The sequence below is a fragment of the Treponema sp. genome (assembly GCF_045641405.1).
GTDB lineage: Bacteria > Spirochaetota > Spirochaetia > Treponematales > Treponemataceae > Treponema_D.
Genome location: NZ_JAZUGX010000037.1, coordinates 34,442 through 55,596, shown reverse-complemented (window position 1 = coordinate 55,596; position 21,155 = coordinate 34,442). Strand labels below are relative to the sequence as shown.

Annotated in this window: 22 protein-coding genes and 1 pseudogene; 13 read left to right on the top strand and 10 right to left on the bottom strand. The window is 39.7% G+C overall.

The genetic code is table 11. The annotated features are described in order from the left end of the window. A pseudogene (locus ACKI39_RS05590) lies at positions 1 to 376 on the bottom strand (threonine--tRNA ligase); the annotation flags it as partial. Positions 377 to 658: 282 nt separating this feature from the next. On the opposite strand from ACKI39_RS05590, the gene ACKI39_RS05585 reads away from it, so the two are divergent. Genes ACKI39_RS05585 through ACKI39_RS05570 form a run of 4 tightly spaced genes read left to right on the top strand, consistent with a single transcriptional unit; the run spans position 659 to position 5,948 of the window. Next, positions 659 to 1,852, top strand: coding sequence for an ATP-binding protein (locus ACKI39_RS05585; RefSeq protein ID WP_407398468.1), 1,194 nt, complete (start codon positions 659 to 661; stop codon positions 1,850 to 1,852). A gap of 36 nt (positions 1,853 to 1,888) precedes the next feature. Further along, a complete protein-coding gene (locus ACKI39_RS05580; protein ID WP_407398466.1) occupies positions 1,889 to 3,940 on the top strand; it encodes an N-6 DNA methylase in 2,052 nt (683 codons plus the stop codon). Then, a complete protein-coding gene (locus ACKI39_RS05575) occupies positions 3,883 to 5,181 on the top strand; it encodes a restriction endonuclease subunit S (protein ID WP_407398472.1) in 1,299 nt (432 codons plus the stop codon). Before ACKI39_RS05580 ends, ACKI39_RS05575 begins: the two co-directional genes overlap by 58 nt. A gap of 5 nt (positions 5,182 to 5,186) precedes the next feature. Next, complete coding sequence (locus ACKI39_RS05570; RefSeq protein WP_407398464.1) at positions 5,187 to 5,948, top strand: Abi-alpha family protein; 762 nt, start codon at positions 5,187 to 5,189, stop codon at positions 5,946 to 5,948. A gap of 393 nt (positions 5,949 to 6,341) precedes the next feature. Here ACKI39_RS05570 and ACKI39_RS05565 read toward each other — a convergent pair whose 3' ends face one another. After that, positions 6,342 to 7,142: an Rpn family recombination-promoting nuclease/putative transposase gene (locus tag ACKI39_RS05565; protein ID WP_407398462.1), complete on the bottom strand. Its 801-nt coding sequence runs from the start codon at positions 7,140 to 7,142 to the stop codon at positions 6,342 to 6,344. A gap of 177 nt (positions 7,143 to 7,319) precedes the next feature. On the opposite strand from ACKI39_RS05565, the gene ACKI39_RS05560 reads away from it, so the two are divergent. From ACKI39_RS05560 to ACKI39_RS05550, 3 genes are all read left to right on the top strand, one after another. Continuing rightward, entirely contained in the window at positions 7,320 to 7,985 is a 666-nt protein-coding gene (locus ACKI39_RS05560; protein WP_407398460.1) for a histidine phosphatase family protein, read from the top strand. 141 nt (positions 7,986 to 8,126) lie between these two features. Further along, complete coding sequence (locus tag ACKI39_RS05555) at positions 8,127 to 8,933, top strand: DUF72 domain-containing protein (RefSeq protein WP_407398458.1); 807 nt, start codon at positions 8,127 to 8,129, stop codon at positions 8,931 to 8,933. Positions 8,934 to 8,948: 15 nt separating this feature from the next. Next, complete coding sequence (locus ACKI39_RS05550; protein ID WP_407398456.1) at positions 8,949 to 9,368, top strand: hypothetical protein; 420 nt, start codon at positions 8,949 to 8,951, stop codon at positions 9,366 to 9,368. A gap of 37 nt (positions 9,369 to 9,405) precedes the next feature. Here ACKI39_RS05550 and ACKI39_RS05545 read toward each other — a convergent pair whose 3' ends face one another. Genes ACKI39_RS05545 through ACKI39_RS05530 form a run of 4 tightly spaced genes read right to left on the bottom strand, consistent with a single transcriptional unit; the run spans position 9,406 to position 12,706 of the window. Further along, on the bottom strand, positions 9,406 to 10,806 hold the full coding sequence (locus tag ACKI39_RS05545) for an MATE family efflux transporter (RefSeq protein ID WP_407398454.1): 1,401 nt from the start codon (positions 10,804 to 10,806) through the stop codon (positions 9,406 to 9,408). A gap of 38 nt (positions 10,807 to 10,844) precedes the next feature. Beyond that, positions 10,845 to 11,933 (bottom strand): MBL fold metallo-hydrolase, encoded by a 1,089-nt coding sequence (locus tag ACKI39_RS05540; RefSeq protein ID WP_407398452.1) that lies wholly within the window; start codon positions 11,931 to 11,933, stop codon positions 10,845 to 10,847. Between the two features lie 53 nt (positions 11,934 to 11,986). After that, positions 11,987 to 12,415: a type II toxin-antitoxin system VapC family toxin gene (locus ACKI39_RS05535; protein ID WP_407398450.1), complete on the bottom strand. Its 429-nt coding sequence runs from the start codon at positions 12,413 to 12,415 to the stop codon at positions 11,987 to 11,989. Positions 12,416 to 12,433: 18 nt separating this feature from the next. Beyond that, complete coding sequence (locus ACKI39_RS05530; protein WP_318718086.1) at positions 12,434 to 12,706, bottom strand: type II toxin-antitoxin system Phd/YefM family antitoxin; 273 nt, start codon at positions 12,704 to 12,706, stop codon at positions 12,434 to 12,436. A gap of 210 nt (positions 12,707 to 12,916) precedes the next feature. On the opposite strand from ACKI39_RS05530, the gene ACKI39_RS05525 reads away from it, so the two are divergent. Both ACKI39_RS05525 and ACKI39_RS05520 read left to right on the top strand, forming a co-directional pair. Beyond that, a complete protein-coding gene (locus ACKI39_RS05525; RefSeq protein WP_407398470.1) occupies positions 12,917 to 13,117 on the top strand; it encodes a DUF72 domain-containing protein in 201 nt (66 codons plus the stop codon). A gap of 14 nt (positions 13,118 to 13,131) precedes the next feature. Further along, complete coding sequence (locus ACKI39_RS05520; protein WP_407398448.1) at positions 13,132 to 13,824, top strand: GTP pyrophosphokinase; 693 nt, start codon at positions 13,132 to 13,134, stop codon at positions 13,822 to 13,824. Here the strand turns inward: ACKI39_RS05520 and ACKI39_RS05515 are convergent. Both ACKI39_RS05515 and ACKI39_RS05510 read right to left on the bottom strand, forming a co-directional pair. Next, a complete protein-coding gene (locus ACKI39_RS05515) occupies positions 13,821 to 14,297 on the bottom strand; it encodes a CinA family protein (RefSeq protein ID WP_407398446.1) in 477 nt (158 codons plus the stop codon). The genes ACKI39_RS05520 and ACKI39_RS05515 overlap by 4 nt on opposite strands. A gap of 210 nt (positions 14,298 to 14,507) precedes the next feature. After that, positions 14,508 to 15,323: a prolyl oligopeptidase family serine peptidase gene (locus ACKI39_RS05510; RefSeq protein ID WP_407398444.1), complete on the bottom strand. Its 816-nt coding sequence runs from the start codon at positions 15,321 to 15,323 to the stop codon at positions 14,508 to 14,510. Positions 15,324 to 15,487: 164 nt separating this feature from the next. Here ACKI39_RS05510 and ACKI39_RS05505 point away from each other — a divergent pair, with 164 nt between their 5' ends. Genes ACKI39_RS05505 through ACKI39_RS05490 form a run of 4 tightly spaced genes read left to right on the top strand, consistent with a single transcriptional unit; the run spans position 15,488 to position 18,104 of the window. Continuing rightward, the gene (locus ACKI39_RS05505) at positions 15,488 to 16,054 is read left to right on the top strand and encodes a flavin reductase family protein (protein ID WP_407398442.1); all 567 of its coding nucleotides are present in this window, start codon (positions 15,488 to 15,490) and stop codon (positions 16,052 to 16,054) included. A gap of 44 nt (positions 16,055 to 16,098) precedes the next feature. Further along, positions 16,099 to 16,560, top strand: coding sequence for an NfeD family protein (locus ACKI39_RS05500; RefSeq protein WP_407398440.1), 462 nt, complete (start codon positions 16,099 to 16,101; stop codon positions 16,558 to 16,560). Between the two features lie 3 nt (positions 16,561 to 16,563). Further along, positions 16,564 to 17,481, top strand: coding sequence for an SPFH domain-containing protein (locus tag ACKI39_RS05495; RefSeq protein ID WP_407398438.1), 918 nt, complete (start codon positions 16,564 to 16,566; stop codon positions 17,479 to 17,481). Then, the gene (locus ACKI39_RS05490; RefSeq protein WP_407398436.1) at positions 17,478 to 18,104 is read left to right on the top strand and encodes a lactate utilization protein; all 627 of its coding nucleotides are present in this window, start codon (positions 17,478 to 17,480) and stop codon (positions 18,102 to 18,104) included. Before ACKI39_RS05495 ends, ACKI39_RS05490 begins: the two co-directional genes overlap by 4 nt. Before the next feature lie 67 nt (positions 18,105 to 18,171). On the opposite strand, the gene ACKI39_RS05485 is transcribed toward ACKI39_RS05490, so the two are convergent. After that, positions 18,172 to 19,815 carry a glycoside hydrolase family 5 protein gene (locus tag ACKI39_RS05485; RefSeq protein ID WP_407398434.1) on the bottom strand — a complete coding sequence of 548 codons (1,644 nt, stop codon included), beginning with the start codon at positions 19,813 to 19,815 and terminating at the stop codon, positions 18,172 to 18,174. Positions 19,816 to 19,973: 158 nt separating this feature from the next. After that, positions 19,974 to 21,152 (bottom strand): iron-containing alcohol dehydrogenase, encoded by a 1,179-nt coding sequence (locus tag ACKI39_RS05480; protein ID WP_407398432.1) that lies wholly within the window; start codon positions 21,150 to 21,152, stop codon positions 19,974 to 19,976. Positions 21,153 to 21,155: the final 3 nt, after the last annotated feature.

The window sequence follows — 21,155 nt, the reverse complement described above, 5'->3', positions numbered from 1 at the left end:
CAACGTGTGGACCGCGGCAAAGATCAAGGTATCCGTCCTGCTCGTATGTTGAAATAACAGCATCAGCAGGCAGGTCATTGATAAGTTCAACCTTGTATGGTTCGTCAGCAAAAAGCTTGAGGGCTTCTTCTTTAGAAACTTCTTTACGAACAAATTCAGCGCCAGAAGCGAGAATCTTGCGCATTTCCTTTTCTACAGCAGGAAAGTCAGCTTCGGTGATTTTATGGTCGGTCGGAAAGTCAAAATCGTAGTAAAAACCGTTGTCGATAGCAGGACCGATTGCGATTTTAGTTCCCGGAAAAAGATTTTTAATTGCTTCAGCCATAACATGAGCACATGAGTGGCGAACGATCTGTAATTTTTCATTTTCAGCCATAAAAATATCCTCTGTTTTTCGGTGGTTGAACGGGTCAAAAATCTTGGGTTGAACCTGCTGAAACCACCAATTTTATATAACTTTATAAGAATACAATTTTACAGCGAAGTTTTCAATTATGGCAGTTACGGGGTCATTTTTAGTTCCAGCCCAGGCTGAAACTAAAAACCGGGCTTTCCGCAATTTTACAATATTTTTAATTTTGCGGAATATAATTCACTTTCTGTTCCGTAAAATTGAATTTTTCTTGAAAATGCGGAACAGCAATTGTATAATTAAGCCATGAAAGTATTGGAAAGAACGAATTTTTTACAAAAACTGATAAATTCCATAAACACACCTGACATCAAAGTCATTACAGGAATCCGTCGATGCGGAAAATCCAAACTTCTGGAAATGTTCATTGAATATCTTAAAATCAACATTTCAAACGCAAATATCATTCACATCAATTACAACCTTTTTCAGTTTTCAACACTAAAAAATGCTGCCGCACTGAATGAGTATGTTGAAAATCTCTATTCACCAGAAAAAGAAAATTTCCTCTTGATTGATGAAGTCCAACTTTGCAAAGATTTTGAACAGGCAATAAATTCGTTTCATGCGTCAGAAAAATATCGCATCTACATAACAGGCTCAAATGCCTTCTTGCTTTCCAACGATCTGGCAACATTGTTTACAGGAAGAACTTTTTCTGTAGAAGTTTTTCCTTTCAGTTTTAAAGAGTTTGTCTCGTATTTTGAATGCCAGGATTTACAGCAGGCCTTTGACCGATTTGCAATGGAAGGCGGAATGTCAGGTTCCTATTTGTATGAATCAATTGACGACAAATACAATTACTTAAATGAAGTTTTTGAAACCTTGATTGTCCGCGACATTCAGCAGAAATATAAAATCAAAAATGTTTCGCTTTTAGACACTTTGAATGATTTTCTTGTGGACAATATTTCGTCGGAAGTTTCAGCTAGAAGCGTCGCAAACACACTTACATCAAAAGGAAGCAAAACAGACGACAAAACAGTTTCATCCTACATCAAATATCTTTGTGCCTCTTATGCATTCTACAAAATCCGCCGCTATGACATAAAAGGAAAAAAATATCTTGCGAGTCAGGACAAATACTATCTTGCAGACCATTCTTTTAAATACGCAAAACATGGAACTAAAAACCTGGATTACGGAAAAATCTACGAAAACATAGTTTGCATGGAACTGTTACGCCGCGGTTATGAAGTTTACACAGGAGTTCTTTATCAAAAAGAAATTGATTTTGTAGCCATCAAGCGTGACGAAAAAATCTACATTCAGGTAAGCGATGACATTTCCCGCCCAGAAACAATGGAAAGAGAAACTGCACCACTTTTAAGCATAAAAGATGCCTACCCTAAAATGATAATTGCAAGAACAAAACATCCGCAGTATCAGTATGAAGGAATTGCCGTTTGGGATATTGCGGAGTGGTTGATGAACCGATAATAAATTATATGTCGATATAGTAATTTGGAGAAAATAATGGCAAAAAATAATATGAAACAATCTGTAGAACCAAACATTGCAGATCTTGCAAATGGCTGGATGAAATCATATAAACTGAATTACAAACTTGAGCAGGAATCAATTGGAAATTCTGAAATTGATAAGGCTCTTGATGAATATTTTTCTAAAAATGGTGGCGTTGGTGGAAACAGACCTGATGCAAAAATTTTACTCCAAGATAAAAATTGCGATTATTATCCAATCTTGATTGAATACAAAGGTTATAAAGATAAACTTGTAAAATTGGATAAAGAAGGTCATGTAGCTAATAAGAATTCTAAAAATGAACCTGACTTCAAAAATATAAATTCTTATGCCGTGAACGGTGCTGTTCATTATGCAAATGCAATTCTTCATTACACCAATTTTACAGACATTATTGCCATTGGAATGACTGGTTTTAAAAATGATTCTGGAAAACTGGAATATTCAATTGGTGTTTACTATGTTTCAAAAAGCAATTTTGGTGTTGGACAGAAAGTTGATGAATACACAGATTTTTCATTCCTTAAAAAAGAGAATTTCGATGCCTTTATTGAAAAAGTAAAAGCACTTTCTCTTTCTGATGAAGAAAAGGAAAAGTTAAAAGAAAAGCGTGAACAGGAAATAGGTGCTAGTCTTGTAAAACTCAATAATGATATTTATCAAAACGAGAAAGGACTTGGCGAAAATGACCGTGTTTATTTAGTAGCTGCTTCAATTATTGCAACTCTTGGTATTCCTAAGAAAGTTTCTCCTCTTGAAAAAGATGATTTAAAATCTTCTTTGGAAGAAGGAAACCGTGATGGCGATATTGTACTTCGTAAAATAAATGCATTTTTGAATGAAAAGCAGATTCCAAAAGATAAAAAAGATTTGATTGTTAGAACTCTGGCAAATACTTTAACTACAGAAAATATTAATAAAGTTGAAAATGGAGAAAGTCAGCTAAAGCGTGTATTCTCAAAAATTGTAGATGATTTGGGAATCTATTATAAAACAGATTTAACAACTGATTTTACTGGAAAGCTTTTCAATGAAATGTATAGTTGGCTTGGTTTTACGCAGGATAAATTGAACGATGTTGTTTTGACTCCTTCTTATGTTGCAACTTTGCTTGTAAAACTTGCCCGTGTTAATAAAGATTCTTTTGTATGGGATTTTGCAACTGGTTCAGCAGGTCTTCTTGTTGCGGCTATGAATGAAATGCTTGATGATGCAAAAAAGACTCTTAAATCTCCAGAAGAAATAAATAGAAAATCGGCAGAAATTAAAGCAAAACAGCTTCTTGGTTTGGAAATTCTTTCAAATATTTATATGCTGGCTACTTTGAATATGATTTTAATGGGTGATGGAAGTTCAAATATTTTGAATAAAGACTCATTGAATGATTTTGATGGAAAATACGGTTTTGGAAATACTAAAGATGCTTTCCCTGCTGATGCCTTTGTCTTAAATCCTCCATATTCTGCAAAAGGCAATGGAATGATTTTTGTAGAAAAAGCTCTTTCTATGATGAAAAAAGGTTATGCTGCGATTATTATTCAAGGTTCAGCTGGAAGCGGAAAGGCTGTTGAATACAACAAGAAAATTCTTGAAAAGAATACCCTTCTTGCAAGTATAAAAATGCCTATAGATTTGTTTGTTGGAAAATCCAGCGTTCAAACTTATGTTTACGTTTTCCAGATTGGTCAAAAACATCAAGAAGATGACACTGTTAAATTTATTGATTTTTCAAATGACGGTTACACACGAACAAACAGAAAAAAAGCCAGTGTAAACCTGAGAGATACAGACAACGCAAAAGGCAGATATGCAGAACTTGTAGATTTGGTTCGTTTTGGAAAAAAGAAACTTAATATTTTTACAGAACAGGAATATTACGAAGGAACAATTGACCCTCAAAAAGGCGATGACTGGAATCAATCTGCTCCTGTAGACACAAAACCAACTTTGGAAGATTTTAAGAAAAACGTTGCCGACTATTTAGCCTGGGAAGTTTCAAACATCATCAAAAACACCGCAGAGAACGACCGCCTGGGAAAATAGATTCCCCACTTAACGAAAAACTGAAAAATGTTAAGTGGGGAGAATTTAAGCTTGGAGATTTGTTTGAGATTTTAACTTACAAAAAACGATTTGACGCAAATAAAGTCGAATTAGTAGAAAATTGTGGTCATCCATATGTTGTTAGAACATCTTGTGGAAATGGACAAAAAGGATTCATTGATGAAGATGAAATTTATTTGAATGAAGGTAATACTATTTCTTTTGGACAAGATACAGCAACAATGTATTATCAAGAAGTTCCTTATTTTACTGGTGATAAGATAAAAATCCTGAAATCTAAACTGTCACGATTTGGAAAAACAAATGCTCAATTCTTTTTGGCAACTATGCGAAATTCTTTTAAAAATTTTACTTGGGGAAGTTCAAGTTTTAATGTTTCTATAATTGCTAATCAAAAAATCCAACTTCCCCTAAAAGAAAAATCGTTTGATTTTTCAAATCCGTGTGACAATATAAAAAACATCGACTTTGATTTTATGGAATCCTTTATACGCGAACTCGAAGAGGAGCGTATACGCGAACTTAACGCATGCCTTTTAGTCACAGGACTAAAAGACTATGCGTTAAGTGATGAGGAAGAAAACGCATTGGAAGCATTTAAGACAATGCAGTGGGGTGAATTTCGAATTGGAAATTTGTACAAAAAGTTAGAGCTACATAATAAAAATTTTGATAAAAGAGAAGATACATCTTCTGAGCAAACAAAAGAATATTCTTTACCAATTGTAAATGCAAAGCATGGTGATAATGGAATTATGTTTTATGGAAAGGAGAAAGTTTTTGATTCAGCAGAAATGACAATAGATATCGTTCAGAATGGTGCTATTGCAACTGGTGATGTTTATCCACAACCTCAAAGAACAGGAATACTTTGGGATGCGTATTTGATAAAAGCATTAGAGCATAAAGACTCAAAAGAGACATTATTTTTTATGACTTCTTCAATTCAAAAGTCCATAAAGCAAAAATTTTGTTATGAGTTTAAAGCAACTTGGGATAGAGTTCAAAAAGAGAAAATCTATCTTCCCACAAAAGACGGAAAACCAGATTATGCAATAATGGAAACATTCATAAAAGCAGTTGAAAAACTTGTAATAAAAGATGTTGTTTTGTATGCGGACAGCAAGATTGAAGCGACAAAGAATGTTGTAAAAAAAGATGTAGAATATAAAATTAATGAAGAAAAATATCTTTTGCATGTTGCTCAGGAGAAAAAGTGAAAAAAATGACAAACGAAGAATTAGATATAGCTAAAACTTTGGCTGTAAATGTATACAACGATGTACTTTCTCCGATAGCAAAACAGGCTGGCACAACTTTAGAAGAAGTTGGTAACCTCGTTTTTGCATTATTTCGTTATCCTGCAAAAATACTTACTTTAAGGATAGTAAATTGGTTTAAAAGAATTGAATCAGAAATTAATAAAGAGAATTTAATTGAAGCTGATCCAGCTATCACAATTTCAACTTTGCAAAATTTGGCGTTGCATCAGGATGAAAGTTTCTTAGGTGAAATGTTTTTTAATATTCTAAAATCTTCTGTTGATAAAACACAACAATGTAATTTAAGTCCTGCATTTCCAAAAATACTTGAACAATTGACAACAGATGAATGTATTTTCCTTGTTTTATTAAATGATAAATCCTATAAATTTAATAGAAACTTTGATTTGAATATTAGGAATCTAGCAACAAAAAATATTCAAATATTGTTGAATGAACTTCCTATGGAAAAATTCAACTTTCCTGAGAACTTATGGATTTATAAAGAACATTTGGAACATTTAAATCTACTAAAATATGATGATTATAAAGAACCTGACATGTCCGATGGTGATTTTGAAAATAACCAAAACATTACTGAATATGCAGAATTTAGATTAACTGAATTCGGAAAAATGCTTTGTAAAATCTGCGTTTCCGACAAATGCTATTCAATGTTGAATCAATTAGAAAATAATAAAACGAATGGTAGAAGAGAAGATTGAAAAGTGAAAAATGGCTGTAAGAGAAACCAAATGTAAAACGAACTTCTATTCTGCACAGATGAAGCAGGCAAAGCATCGCCTTCAATTGATTTAGTTTTCCGAATTGCAGAAGCTCTTTCCATCCACCCAGCAGACCTTTTCCTTCGCGACGCATCAAAAGCCCAAAACCGCGAACTATTTTCCAAATACCACGAATTGCTTTTAAATTGCGAACATCTTCCTGAATGCCATCAGAATACAGTAAACCAGCTGGTAAAATCCCTGGCGGAATCTGGCAACAGCACTGAATACAAGACTTCACATAAATAGATCAAGCAAAACTATCATTTTTTATCGTTCATACACGCCCGCAATAAAAAACGCCCGAGTTATAAACCCAGGCGTCTTATGTCATTAATCATTCTTTTTTATGTTTTCTAGTTCTTCTGCCGTAAATCCCGTACTCTTTAAAATAATCGAAAGGTCAACATTGTTTGCAAGCAGAATTTTTGCCGTCTCAACCCTTGCATCGTGGGCACCCTGGTCTATACCCTGCGAAAACCCATCATCATAGGCATAGCTTGCCTGGAGTTTTATTTCCTGTTCTACTGTCATGTGTTCTTTCCTCCATTCGCGAAGATTCTGGGTAAGATGCACCTGGTCCTCAATTGCTCTTGTAAGGTCATCATTTGCCTTGCGTCCATAAAAATATTCAAGCAGTGCACGGCGTTCTAAATTATTTTCCTTTTCCCAAGCCTTTACATTGTAGAATACTTTGCGACATTTGTCATTTAATGAAACCGACGGTTCTTCGATACAAGTATTTTCAAATGTATAAATGGGCAAGCCTTTTCCAAACAGATCGAAGAGACATATAAATAGAATGTAGGATTCCGGTAGATTCCTGTATAGATTTCCCTTGTCCAGAAAGGAAATGTCCTGCAGTCCCTGATAGTACCTAGTCCTTAGAGGCAGATCCTTTCTGTCATCACACTGCATCTCAAGAGTGAATGTCCTGTCGGAATCCTTTACATAAACATCCAGTCGTATTCCTTTCGAAAAAGGATCAGCACGCAGGTCTTTTTCTCGTTCCAGATACTCGATTTTTTCAATATTGATACCAAGCATTCTTTCGATGAATGAGCGGCAGATGTATTCATTTTTCATGACCGTTGCACACATGAAGTTGTCGGTAATCCTGATTTCTTTTGACATTTTTATACCTCGACTAAATTAGATTTCGGAGAACAAATTCCCCTAACCTATATATAACCGCTGAAATTATAAAAAGTGTAAAATCCGTAAAAAAAAGACATGTATAATGCCAAAAAGAAAATTACATTTTCCTAAAAAATAATTTCCATGCCACCGTCTTTTCACTATACTTTCACCATGAACATTTTTGTAACACGACATGGCGAAACTGAATGGAACACCCATTGGAAACTTCAGGGCCGAAGCGACACCGTACTCAATGAAAAGGGAAAGGAACAGGCTGCCCAGACAAAAATCGGTTTTGAAAACGCCGGGCTTTCTTTTGACAGGGTTTATTCAAGTCCATTAAAACGCGCCGTAGAAACAGCAATGCTCATGACAGGCAAAACAGAAAGCGAAATCATTAAGGATGACAGGATCATTGAATTCTGTTTTGGCAAGGCTGAAGGAAAGACACCGGCAGAAAGGGAGGCCGATCCTGAACTGAAGGACTTCCATAATTTTTTTGATGACCCTGAAAACTTTGTTCCCCAGGAAGACTGCGAGTCCTTTGATTCTGTGCTGACACGCACCGCCGCATTCTGGGAAGATGAAATCAAGTCCCTTGAAAATTCCGGAGTACAGAATGTTCTTGTCGTAACCCACGGTGGAACAATGCAGGCTCTTCTTCTTCACATCGACGGCCGTGAACTTAAAGACTACTGGAAATCAAAAATGGCAAACTGCACGCTGAACAAAATCGTCCTTGAAAACGGAAAGTTCAATCTGGAATACACGGGAAAAGTTTTCTACCAGGAAGATAAAAATTCCGCAGAAGGATTTTTTTCAAAGCCGTGTCCATAGAAAGTGCTGCTGCGCCGATTGAGCCAGTCGAAATCAAGCAGAAAAAATACCGGTAGTTTCGACCAGCTCAACCACCGCATTCCGTATAGCAATACAATTTACGGACATAACCTTTTTCAAAATAATTTCGGAAAAAAGCTGATGCCAGAAGTTTTAATCGGAACAAGCGGCTACGATCATCCAGAACTTAAGGGAAGTTTCTATCCCGCTGACTTGTCTCGCAAAGATTTTCTTTCATTCTACTCAACAAAGTTCAACGCCCTTGAACTCAACAGCACCTTTTACGGAATGCCTACTGCTGAAAGAATAAATTCCTTTTACGAAAGAACTGAAGGCAGAATCAAATTCACCGTAAAGCTTACAAGAGTTCTTACCCACGAAATCGACGGCCTTTGGAAAACCCACGCTGAAGAATTTAAATCCGCCGTGTTTCCCTTAATTGAAAAAAACTCCCTGGCAACGATCCTCGTTCAGTTTCCGGAAAGTTTCGGCTATTCAGAGAAAAACCGTTTTTATCTTTCTGATCTTTTGAAGGAACTTTACCCACTGCCATGCGTAGTGGAATTCCGCCATAAGGACTGGATAAAGGATTCAGTTTTTGAAGGCCTTGCAAAGCGAGACACCGGGATTGTTTTCTGCGACATGCCTCAGTTAAAGAATCTTCCAAACGGATTTTCACTCAAGACGCCGTTCATTGGCACCAACGCCTACATCAGGCTCCACGGAAGAAATGAAAATGGCTGGTATGCACACACTGCCGAAGGTGAAGAAACCCATCGATACGACTACGAATATTCAGCACCGGAACTCAAAAGTTTCATTCCCATAATCGGCAAGGCAAGGGATGAAGGAAAAACTGTCCAGCTGTATTTCAATAACCATCCAAAGGGGACAGGTTTTAAAAATGCCCTGGAACTTAAAGCAATGATTGAAGGAGAAAGTCTTTAGGACTATCATTTAGTTATGGAACAGGAAATGAATCAGGTTCAGAAAGAAATACTGAAGGCTATGGAACTGCATCCCGACAAAGCTCTTTGCACGGAAGCTTTTATTGTAAAAACCATCCGCGAAAATGCAAAAATTGATGGCAAGAATAAAGCAGGCCTTTCTTTGCTGGATGTTGAAAAAGTTGTGGAAGTTCTTGGTAATAAAGAAAACTTCTACTCAATCCATATAAATTCCGCCAACGACATTCTTGTAAAAAAGGATTCGGAAACAAAACTTACGGATGCCGATTCAAAACACAGAAGGCTTGCCTCTGAAAAATCCATGAGCGTTTTATCCAGCAAGGATTTTTCACAGACCAAAAAATCAAAGGGCAAACCGAAATTCAAAAGGACGGAAAGCAAGAAGCTCAATGTAAATGATTTTGCAATTGATTGAAAAAAGCCGGAAGCAATAGTTTCCGGCCCCTTTATTTTTAACCATCCTGCCTGTTTTCCACCGCAAGGTTTTTAATCCATTTTCCTTTTTTAAGCCAGATGGCGGCAATGGTAATCTTTACAAAATCCACAAACTTAATGCTTATGTACATCATTACCGGTCCTGCAGAAGTGCAAAAAGCCATAATGAAAATCCCAGGCAGGATGATGCCAAGATTCGTAATCCCATCTACAATCATTCCCATCATCGTATCCCCGCCTGCCCTTGAAATTGCAAACTGTGCATTTACATAAACCCATGCAGGCATAAAAAGTGCCATTGTAAAAACCATTTTTGAACAGATGCCCTGGGAGTCAATGCTCAGCCGTTTGAATACAACTGGAACAAGGAACATTGTCATGAGCCCAAAGACAGTCATGATGCATCCAAAAATGACAGCCCCGGTCAAAAGCCAGCGTTCCTTCTGCCTTGCTTCTTCAAGCTTTCCCTGTCCAAGGGTATGCCCAAGAATTACACTTGTTGCTGTTGTAATTCCGCCGAAGGCAACAAAGAAAAGATTGGCGATTGCAAAACTTGCGCTCATGCCGGAAACTACGTCAGCACCTCCCCTTCCGTTGTAAAGGGCAGTGGTTACTGTTTCTGAAAGAACCCATACCATTTCTGAAAATAAAATTTTCCATCCTTTCTGCAGAATCTCAAGTATGAGTTTGAAATTTATCTGCACCAGGTCGATTATGTGAATTACAAAGGCCGGTTTTTTCACATAGAGATAGACTATGAAAATAACCATCTCAACCAGACGCGCAATGATTGTTGCAATGGCGGCACCCCTTACTTCCAGTCGGGTAAAACCAAGATTGCCATATATCAAAACCCAGTTGAAGAAAGTATTTACCAGAGTTGCTATGACAGAAATTATTAAAGGTGCCTTTACTTCACCAATTTCGCGGAAGGAAGATGCAATGACCGTTGAAACCATCATGGGAATTCCTATCCATGCCATAAGGCGCATGTAGGCAACACCCTGATCAAGAATCAGATCAGCCTGAGTATTACCTTTTACCATAAGGCTTAGGAACTGACGCGGAATAACAAGACAAACATATTTGAAAAGAATGATGGCAAGGATTCCCATCATCAGCTTAAAGCAGAAGGCCTGCTTCATTCCCTTTTTATCTCTGGCACCGGAAAACTGTGTCATGTAGATTCCACCCGCCATGCAGATTGTATTCAGGAATACCATGAATCCAAAGAGAAGCTGCCCCGTAATGTTTACACCGGACATCTTTATGTCCCCAAGGCCGGAAACCATGAAATTGTCAATGAGGGAAACCATCGTCTGTATGAGCGCCTGAGCCATGACAGGAACCGCTATTTTCAAAGCATCCTTGTAAAAAGACACAGGTCCAAGATATTTGTTAAGTCCTAAAGTTTTCATAATCGGTAAATTCTTTCCTATGATTTTCTATTGGTTGGTTACTTCCACCACTGTTCCCTGTAGTTCTGAGGATTTAAGATGTCCACAGTCTCGCAGAGGTATGGAGTAATGTAATCCAGTTTCTTTTCTTCCGCCGCCTTCACAAAACGCAATACGGAATCATCCCAGCCGTTGGTGCTTAAGACGATGGCTCCCCAGTGGACAGGCATGGCAAGCTTAGCGCCCACATCAATGGCTTCCTGCACGCTTTGCTCTGGGAATGAATGGATTGAAGGCCATCTGACATTGTACTGACCGCATTCCATGACTGCCAGGTCAAAGTCACCGTACTTTTCATGTATCTTCTTAAAGTGCTCCCCATAGCCAGAATCTCCGCTCAGAAAAATCTGACGGTGAACATCCTTAAGAACATAGCCGTTCCATAAAGTTTCATTTCTACCAGTAATCCATCTGCCACTGAAATGCTGGGCAGGCGTTGCGGCAATCATGATTCCGTCTGACTCGATTTCCTCCCACCATGCCATGTTGGAAATTTTTTCCATGTCGAATTTCCATTTACGCAGATGGCATTCAACTCCAAGAGGCACGACATATTTATTTACCTTTGGCGCAAGTTTTTTCAGCGCCCTGTAATCCATGTGGTCATAGTGGTCATGGGTCAAAATCAATATATCTATTTCTGGAAGTTCCTCTATCGTTATGGAAGGATTTGAAAATTTCTTAGGACCTATCCAGGTCACAGGAGAAATTCTTTCGCTGAATACTGGATCCACAAGAATGTTCTTTCCATGCATCTGCATAAAAAGTGAAGAATGACCAAGCCATGTTATGGAAAAATTACTTTCATCAGGATTATTATCTATCTGCGGTTTTCTTACTGGAAGCTCAAAATCAGGTCTTGTGCCGTTCCCTGACATTCTGGCTGAATCATTGTCTTCCACTTTTTCCATCACGCTTACTTCAGGATCATTGTGAAAAACTTTGCCATCATAGTTGTAGGCACGTTTTTTATAGTTCTCCCTGTCAGCCTTGCTGGCTTTTCCTCCGACAGACGGAAGAAAGGGAACCGCAAAGGAAATTCCTGCGGCTATGAGAATCAATGTGATAAAAACTATCAGGTTTTTCATGTTTTAAAAATATCAGAAATCCGATGTTTGTTCATTACAGGAAAGGCTCACTTCTATGCCGCAAACCAGTCTTCCATCTTTAAGAAAGTTTTTTCCGCCATGTACGAGAAATCTTCCGTATTGTGGGTGACGAGAACCATTCCGTTTGAAATGGCTGTTGCCGCAATCTGGCTGTCATTATAGGGAAGCTTTTTTCCTGCCTGTTCCGCATTGCTTTGAACCTCACCGCAGATGGAAGCCGCAAACTCATCGTAGGGGATTATCTCAATGTTGTTCCTCAAGTTTTCAATAAATCCCATGACAGTATTCTTTCTTTTTCCATCAGGCATTCTTGAAACACTAAAAACCAGTTCCTGCCATGTGACTGATGAAATGGCACAATAATCCTTACGGACATTATAGTAATCAAGAACCTTCTCATTAGGTCTTTCCTTGGAAAATTCCGACACGATGTTTGTATCAAGCAGGTATATTTTTTTCATTTTCTTCCCCTTCCCTTTTCAGTCTTCAAATATTTTTCTGTTTGGATCAGGATAATATTTTGGCATTGGAGGAATTCCCTCATCATCCAGAAATCCTTCATTTTCTTTGCGCCATTTTGTCAACCAGCTTTCTGAGCTGCTTTTCCTGAATTTTTTTTCATAGTCATCATAGCTGATGATTATGGCAACAGGCTTGTTGTAACGAGTGATCTCAACAGGCTCTCCCTGTTCCGCCATTTCCACATAGGCTGAAAAATTGTTCCTTGCTTCATAGATGGATGTCCTGCACATACGGCACCTCCTTGCTGACACTTTCAAAATAGTAAATGTCACCAAGATAGTCAACCTTTAAAATGTTGGCTAACATTTTAACAACACATCGCCATCTCCTGTTTTCCAGCGATTGTTCATCTTCACGCACAAAACTATAATGAAAGCAGATGACGGACATACTCATAGGCACAAGCAGCTACGACCACCCAGAACTCGTCGGAAGCTTCTATCCCGCCGGCCTCAGGAGAAACCCACCGCTATGACTATGAATATTCAATTGAAGAACTAAAAAGCTTCATACCCATGATCAATTCCGCTCGTGATGAAGGGCGGACAGTCCAGCTTTATTTCAACAACCATCCAAAGGGAACGGGATTCATGAACGCAATGCAATTGAGTAACCTTTTGGATTTAAGTTTATTTACATAATAAACGAGATAATTATGATAAAGGACATAATCAAAGACCACATAGTCAACGACCTGATCAACGGAGATCTTCTCGAGATTTTCAGGGAACAGAACAAGCCCTTTCAGCAGATGATGTCATTTTACAAATGCGCCACCATGGAAGTTGAAACAAAATTCAAGGTGCTCAACGAAGAATTTTCCCTTGAATATGACAGAAACCCGATTGAATCAATCAAAACAAGAATCAAGTCACCTGAAAGCATCATATGCAAGCTTAAAAAACGAAACCTGCCTATAAGCGTCGAATCGATTACTGAGAACATAAACGACATTGCAGGTGTCAGAGTAATCTGCTCATTTCCAGAAGACATTTACCTTCTTGCCGAGTGCCTTGTAAAGCAGGATGACATTACCCTCATTGAAAAAAAGGATTACATCCAGCAGCCGAAGTGTTCGGGCTACAGGAGCCTTCACCTGATAGTCGAGGTTCCCATCTTCCTGGCGGAGGAAAAGAAACCTGTACGTGTAGAGGTTCAGCTTAGAACCATAGGAATGGATTTCTGGGCAAGTCTTGAACATAAGCTCATGTATAAGAAATCAGTTCCTGAAGATGTTGCGGCGGAACTTTCCCGTGAGCTTCTAGACTGCGCAAACATCAGCGAAAGCCTTGACCTTAGGATGCAGAAGATACGAAACCAGCTTGCACAGTACGACGACGAAAGCTAAAGCAGCAGATCCCTAAGTCTTTCATAGACCCTGTCGGCATAACGCTGTTTGATTTCCTTTCTTGAAAGACGGCTGACATCTTCCTTTATATGAAGATCATGGAATTCATTTCCAAACATTATGCAGCAGAAGGCTTCTCCCAGCACGCTGTCCTTGTTTGCAGGATCCACATTGCCTGTGGTCCCTGTGATCCCAATGGCAATGTCTGCCCCGTAGATTCTTTTGACTGTCTCCGCCATGGCACGTGCGCACTCAGCAGAATAGACTCCATGTTCTTCAATAATCTGCGCTGGAACTCCCGCCGCAACCTTCATCTCATTGCTGTATGTGACAAGACTCCCCTTGAAGACCGCGGAGGCTCCTGAAGTATCAGTAAACATGGACGCAAGAAGTCCACTGGTGCAGCTTTCCATGAAAGTGATGGAGAGATTTTTTTTTATGATTTTTTCTGTCACAGTCTCTGCGGTGTTCATAATCAACTGTCCCTAGTTTCCATGAGGTTATATTTTATGATTATCATTTGAAAAAAAAGAAATGACAAGCATGCTTGAGGTTCGAGCCAAACTGCATCTTGCAACCCATCTCCACCCTGAGGCATCGCCTCTGCATTTACTGTGGAAAGGACGCACCCAGCAGGACATGGCAAGGATCTCTACGAAAGCTGATTTTTATAACTCCTTATATTATTTTTCATTCAAAACCTTATCCAACCATTCAAGAAATACCTCACCGCTCCCAGGTGCCACATCCTTGGGCTCAACCCAGAAATGCCCCCTCTTTTCATATTCCGCATATACTGAATTCCTGCAGTATTTTTGCAGCAAAGGACCTGTGGTGCACCCCTGCTCATATATTCCCTTATCGTTCCTTGAAATGCCAAACCAGAATTGGATCGGAAGAATCTTGAGAAGTTCCCTATAGGTTATCTGATAATACCCGCTGCCAGAGATGACTGCCTTGAAAAGACGAGGTTCATAGCAGGCAAGCTTAACGGCGTAGTAAGCCCCCTGGCTGTGTCCAAAGGCAATGACATTCTTTCTGTCGATGCACTCATTCTGAATCATTACATTCTGTATGAGCATGCTTGTGTCATGGCAGTCGCTGTAATATCCACAGCGTGCAAGAAGAACAAGGACGGCACAATGACGGATATCCTGAATCTTTTTGTCGGTGAACATCCTTCCGTAGCGGCCAAGAGAAATTCCCTTGCTTTCACTTCCGTGGAAAATGACGACCATCGGCAGCCCTGCGCTTTCATTATGGCGGTCGTCTTTGAATTCAGGAGGTATATATAGAAAATAATCATAACCTGCATAGGTCTTTCGGAAATCCCATTTATCAGTTTCACATTTTTCCTCTGCCCAATAATAGTCAGGCTCAAAGGTAAGTTCTCCCAAAGTCCTTCTGGTATACAGAGCCTTTACAGCCAAAGCGAGAGCTGCAGACAAAAACACAACGATTCCTACGATGATAAAAATGATCCTGGTTCTTCTTTTCATATCTTCAATCATAATAACCTAATTTCGTTTCATGCTGAATGTAAATTCTGCAATTACTTTGTTATTATCCGCAAAACCGTGCTTTTTGGTTCAGCCTATGGTAAAATTGATGCATATGCCTTTTATTATCTTGAGGGCAATATTTTTCAATACAGGAGTCCAAAATGAAAAACCTTGGAGCAAAACCAATGATCTACCCTATGCCAGTCTTGATCCTTGCCACTTACGACAAGAACGGAAAAGCAAATGCAATGAACGCAGCCTGGGGCGGAATAGTTGAAGCAGACCAGATTTGCATATCCCTTTCAAAACACCTTACCACCGAAAATATCGATTTGAACAAGGCTTTTACCGTAAGCTTTGCAGATGTCGAGCATGTTGTTGCCTGTGATTATGTCGGAATCGTAAGCGGCAACGATGAACCTGAAAAAATGAAAAAGGCAGGATTCACTACACGGAAAAGCGAATTCGTCAACGCACCTGTCATCAATGAACTTCCTCTATGCCTCGAATGTGAATTCCTTAGAATTGACGGTGACTCGGCAAAGGATGAAATGCACTACATCGGAAAGATTGTAAACGTCTGTGCCGACGAGAAAATCCTTGACGAGACAGGAAACATCGACCTTACAAAGTTCCATCCGATCTGCTACGATCCAAGCGGTCACGGATACCATGAGATCGGAAAGAAAGTTGGGCAGGCTTTTAGCGACGGAAAGAAACTTTCCTGAGTTTTCAGTTTGCAAATTCTGAATTTTATTTTTATATTGGGATTATGATTAACTTTATTATTACGGTAATGCCATGGGTTTGGATCGGAGTACTTGTTGTTTCCATCATACTGGAAGCACTTACACTTGGACTTACAACAATCTGGGCAGCCATAGCCAGTGTTCCTCTCATATTTCTTGCCCGCACTTCGCTCCCCTTGAAGTGGCAGATCCTCATCTTTGTTTTCCTGACTGCAGGGCTTGCAATCTTTACAAGACCGTTCGTCGTCAAGTTCCTTAAGTCTGGCAAACAAAGCCCAGGAAACATCAACAGCCTGGACGGGCAGACAGTTCTTTGTGTTTCGCCTATCGCTGAATTCAAATTCGGAGAAGTAAAGACAAAGAACGGTGTTGTCTGGACAGCCAAATCGGAAGACGGAAATGAAATTCCTGCCGATTCAATATGTATCGTTTCAAGGGTGGAAGGAAACACCCTTGTCGTAAAAATCAAAACCACAGGAGAATAGAAAATGATTTATCTTATCGCAGCACTTGCATTCATCGTGTTCCTTCTTATCGTCACAAACATCCGCATTGTTCCACAGAGCCATGCCTATGTCATTGAACGACTTGGAGCATACAGCTCAACATGGCAGGTTGGACTCCATGTAAAGATGCCACTCATCGACAGAATGGCAAGCAGCATGAGCCTTAAGGAAAAGGTCCTTGACTTTCCTCCTCAGCCTGTCATCACAAAAGACAATGTTACCATGATGATCGATACCGTCGTCTATTTTCAGATTACGGATCCTAAGCTCTACACCTATGGCGTCGAGATGCCGATCAACGCCCTTGAAAATCTCAGCGCGACAACACTGCGCAACATCATCGGTGAACTTGAACTTGACCAGACACTCACAAGCCGCGATGTAATCAATACAAAGATGCGCTCAATTCTCGACGAAGCCACAGACCCTTGGGGAATCAAGGTCAACCGTGTCGAGGTAAAGAACATTGAGCCTCCACATGCAATCCGCGAGGCAATGGAAAAGCAGATGAAGGCTGAACGTGAACGCCGCGAACAGATCCTCATCGCAGAAGGACACAAGCAGTCTGCAATCCTCGAAGCAGAAGGAGAAAAGCAGTCCAAGATCCTTCAGGCGGAAGCTGCAAAGGAAGCTACTATCCTAGCCGCAGAAGCTGAAAAAGAAGCCGCAATCAAAAAGGCAGAAGGTGAAGCAGAAGCAATCCGTTCAGTTCAGGAAGCAACGGCAGCAGGTCTCAAGATGATCAAGGAAGCCGGAGTTGACGAAAATGTAATCCGCTTAAGAAGCCTTGAAGCTTTTGAAAAGGCAGCAGACGGAAAGGCAACAAAAATCATCGTTCCAAGCGACATCCAGAATTTCAGCGGTCTTGCAGGAGCAATTTCTGAGGTGGTAAAAAAATGAACGTTCACAAAAAAACATTTTACAAAATCCAAGCCGAAGGCATCATTGCAAAAATGAAGGCACGCGGAATGGAAGCTTTCTATTGCGACAACATTGAAGACGGCAAAAAAAAGGTTCTTGAACTTATCGGAGACGCCGGAAAATCCGTTGGCTACGGCGGATCAATGACCATCGATGAATGCGGTCTAAAAAACGACATTGCTGCCGCAGGCCACAACCTGATTAAGCGCGAAGAACTTTCTGTGGAAGAGGCAAATGTAAAAAACATCAATGCCGACACCTTCCTCATGAGTTCCAACGCTATCACATTGAATGGTGAACTTGTAAACATAGACAAAAGGGGCAACAGAGTCTGCTACCTTATTTACGGACCAAAGCAGGTAATCATCCTTGCGGGAATGAACAAGGTTACTGCTAATGTAGACGATGCCATCCGCCGTGTCCGTGCAGAGGCAACACCGCCAAATGCAGTACGTCTTAACCTGAACACACCATGTTCAAAAAATGGCCGCTGCGTTGACTGCGTGGGTGACAGCCTTTGCGCCAACATCGTAACAACAAGAACAAGCTGCCCACCTGGACGAATCAAAGTTGTTCTTGTTGGCGAAGAATTGGGATATTAAAAGAAAGCCCCAAAATCACATGAACTGTGTTTTTGGGGCTTTTCGTTTTATTCAGCAAATAAAAACTTTATTTTGTAAGATTAATCATGGTGTCGGTCAATTCTTCATAATACCAGGTACAATCATTTCTGTTGAACCAACCGTGACGTTCTGCTTTATTATTGCTGTTCGGATAAACAACCATATTGTCCCAAAGAATTACTGGAATACCTGCGGTTTTTGCTTTTGTGAAGTAATCTGTAATCCATTTTTTGCGGTCGTCTGTGTTGTTTTTGTCTGAAGCACTCGCCTCGCCCATTACAACACCGTAACCTTCATCAATGAAATTTGTCTTTATCTGTTTAAAAAGATATGTCAGTTCATTTGCGACTGAATCATCAAAAGTATCAACATCGCCCATTGCAAAATTGTATGGATCGTAAGCGTGGGTTGAAACGAGAAGCCTGCTTGTTGCACTATCTGTTGGAATTGTCCAGCCTGCAATATTCCAAGGACTTGCGGCATAAGCTGGAACCATCAAAAAGCGATTTTCGTTTCCGTTTACACTACGAATTGTTGAAATACAAGTTTCTTCGTAAGCTTTGATAATTGCATTGTAATCAGAAAGGTCACTTGGAGCTTCAAAACCGTTGTTTACACCGTCTCTGTAACGTGGTTCGTTTAAAACTTCAAATACAAGGCGATTATCGTATTGTGCAAAAGTTGTTGCGATTTGTGACCACACTTTTGTAAGATAAGTTTTTGATTTTGTCTGCAATTCCGAATCTTTATCTACACAATAGCCGTACATTGAATTCATTTCGGAACGAGTCAAATCATCGTGATGAACGTTCAAAATAACATACATATTATTTGAAATCGCCCAGTCAACGATTTGTTTTACACGAGACATCCAATTTGAATCAATCGGATAGTTTCCGTTATCAGCTGTAATGTGATTGTGCCAGGAAACTGGAATGCGAATTGTTTTAAAGCCTTTTGAAGCAACAGCATCAATCATCGCTTTTGTTGTTGCAGGCATCCCCCATGATGTTTCTGTACTAAGACCTTTATTTGTTTTTACAGCAGTTGAATCATGAGCATCCAAAGTATTTCCCAAGTTCCAGCCTATGACCATTGCTTTTGCCATTGCAAGTGATGTAGTTGGGAGGTCGCCTGCTGCCGGTGGATGATTGTTCTGTTCTTCTTCAACATAAATGTCTACAGAAGTAATGCACATTCCAAAACCAATGAGAGTAAATCCATTTGTCTTTATGGCTGCCCATTCTGATTCTGATGGAATGTAACTGAAAGTCTGTGCCGTTGAAGATGGTTTGTTAGTAATCTTAACAGCATACAAGGCATCAGCAGATGTTGAAGTTCTATCAATTGAACAATTTGTCTCCCTTCCTGCATAAAGCTCAGATGCTCCGCTCATGAACTTACAGTTATAGTAGCTCTCAGTTTCAGAATTTGATTTGTAAGTAAACTGAATTTCTGTAGAAGATGTAGCTCTTGAGAAAGCAGAAGCTTCTATTTTTAACTGAGATGTACCGCTCCAGCCTAAATCCTTTGTTCCTGTGAATACACTTACTTTTGTTGGAACACTTCCATTCTGATTTTCATTGTTGTCGTTGGAAGATGAGCCATCTGCACAAGACAAAACAGTAAAAGTTGTACCAAATGTGAATAAGGCACAGGCTGTTAATGCCAGAAACTTTGAAATTTTCATTTGTCCTCCTGTAGTTCAACTTTTTTATTATCCCTTGAGAACTTGATTTTCTCTCTAATAAATTTACTATTTATGTTAAATTTAATTAAAAAAAAACAAAAAACAAGAAAGAATATTAAAAACTACTGAAGGACAAGCCCTTTTTATATCTGGCCTTATCAGTAAGCCATATTAAAAATTTCAATCATATCGTCATAGGCCAGCGGCTTGTAACCTGCAAGTGTTCTTGTCTTGCCTCGGCTGCACTTAAACGCCAATGGCTCCAGGTCTTCTTTTTTTACCCCCAGTTCCCTAAGGCTCACTGGCATACCGATGGATCTGTAGAAATCCTCCTGCATCTTTATCGCCTTCAAGACAGTTTCTTCCTTGTGTTCAAAATCAATGTCCACATTCCACACATTTTTTGCATACTGAAGGAAACGATCCAGGGAATCCTTGTAGACATATCGTGCCCAGCTGCACCACAAGGCGGCAAGCCCTGCACCATGTGCTACTTCCGGATACATTCCGCTAACCTCGTGCTCAAACTGATGAACCGTAAGCTGGAAAAATCTTCCGCACTGGGTAAGCCCGTTATGGGCAAGGGATGATGCCCACATCATGTTGGCACGGGCCTCGTAGTTTTCAGGATTCTTGATGCATTCAACACCTGCACTGTTGATGGTCTTTATTACAGCTTCCGCAATGGAATCCGTAAGCTGTGTATCGGATCCAGGACAGAAGTAGCGTTCTATCGTGTGCATTGCAATGTCTACAGTTCCACATGCCGTTTGATAAGCATTGACTGAATATGTAAGCTCAGGATTTTCAATGGCAAAGTTCATCCTGTTAAAAGGGCTTCCATATCCGCGCTTGTCACCGTCCTCTGGATTTGTTATTACGCAGGAATTGGACATTTCGCTTCCAGCAGCAGAAAGGGTAAGGACACATCCTTTCTTCAATGTGGCCTTTGGCTGTGCCTTTCCAAGGTTGAAATCCCATACATCAACATCAGGATTTGCAACACCGTTTGCGATGGCTTTTGAAGAATCCAATACGGAACCTCCGCCGACTGCAAGGACAAAATCAACTCCTTCCTTTTTGCAAAGTTCAATTCCCTGACGCACGAGAGGAAGCTCTGGATTTGCCTTTACTCCTCCAAGCTCAACCCAGGCAATTTTTTCCGCATCAAGGGCTGCTGTTACCTTATCAAGAAGTCCGCTTTTTTTTGCAGAGCCACTTCCATAGTGAACAAGAACTTTTTTTGCGCCCAATGCTGCAACATATTTTCCTACATTCTCTTCTTCTTTTTTCCCAAAGTACACCTTAGTCGGTGTGTCATAAATAAAATTATCCATAAT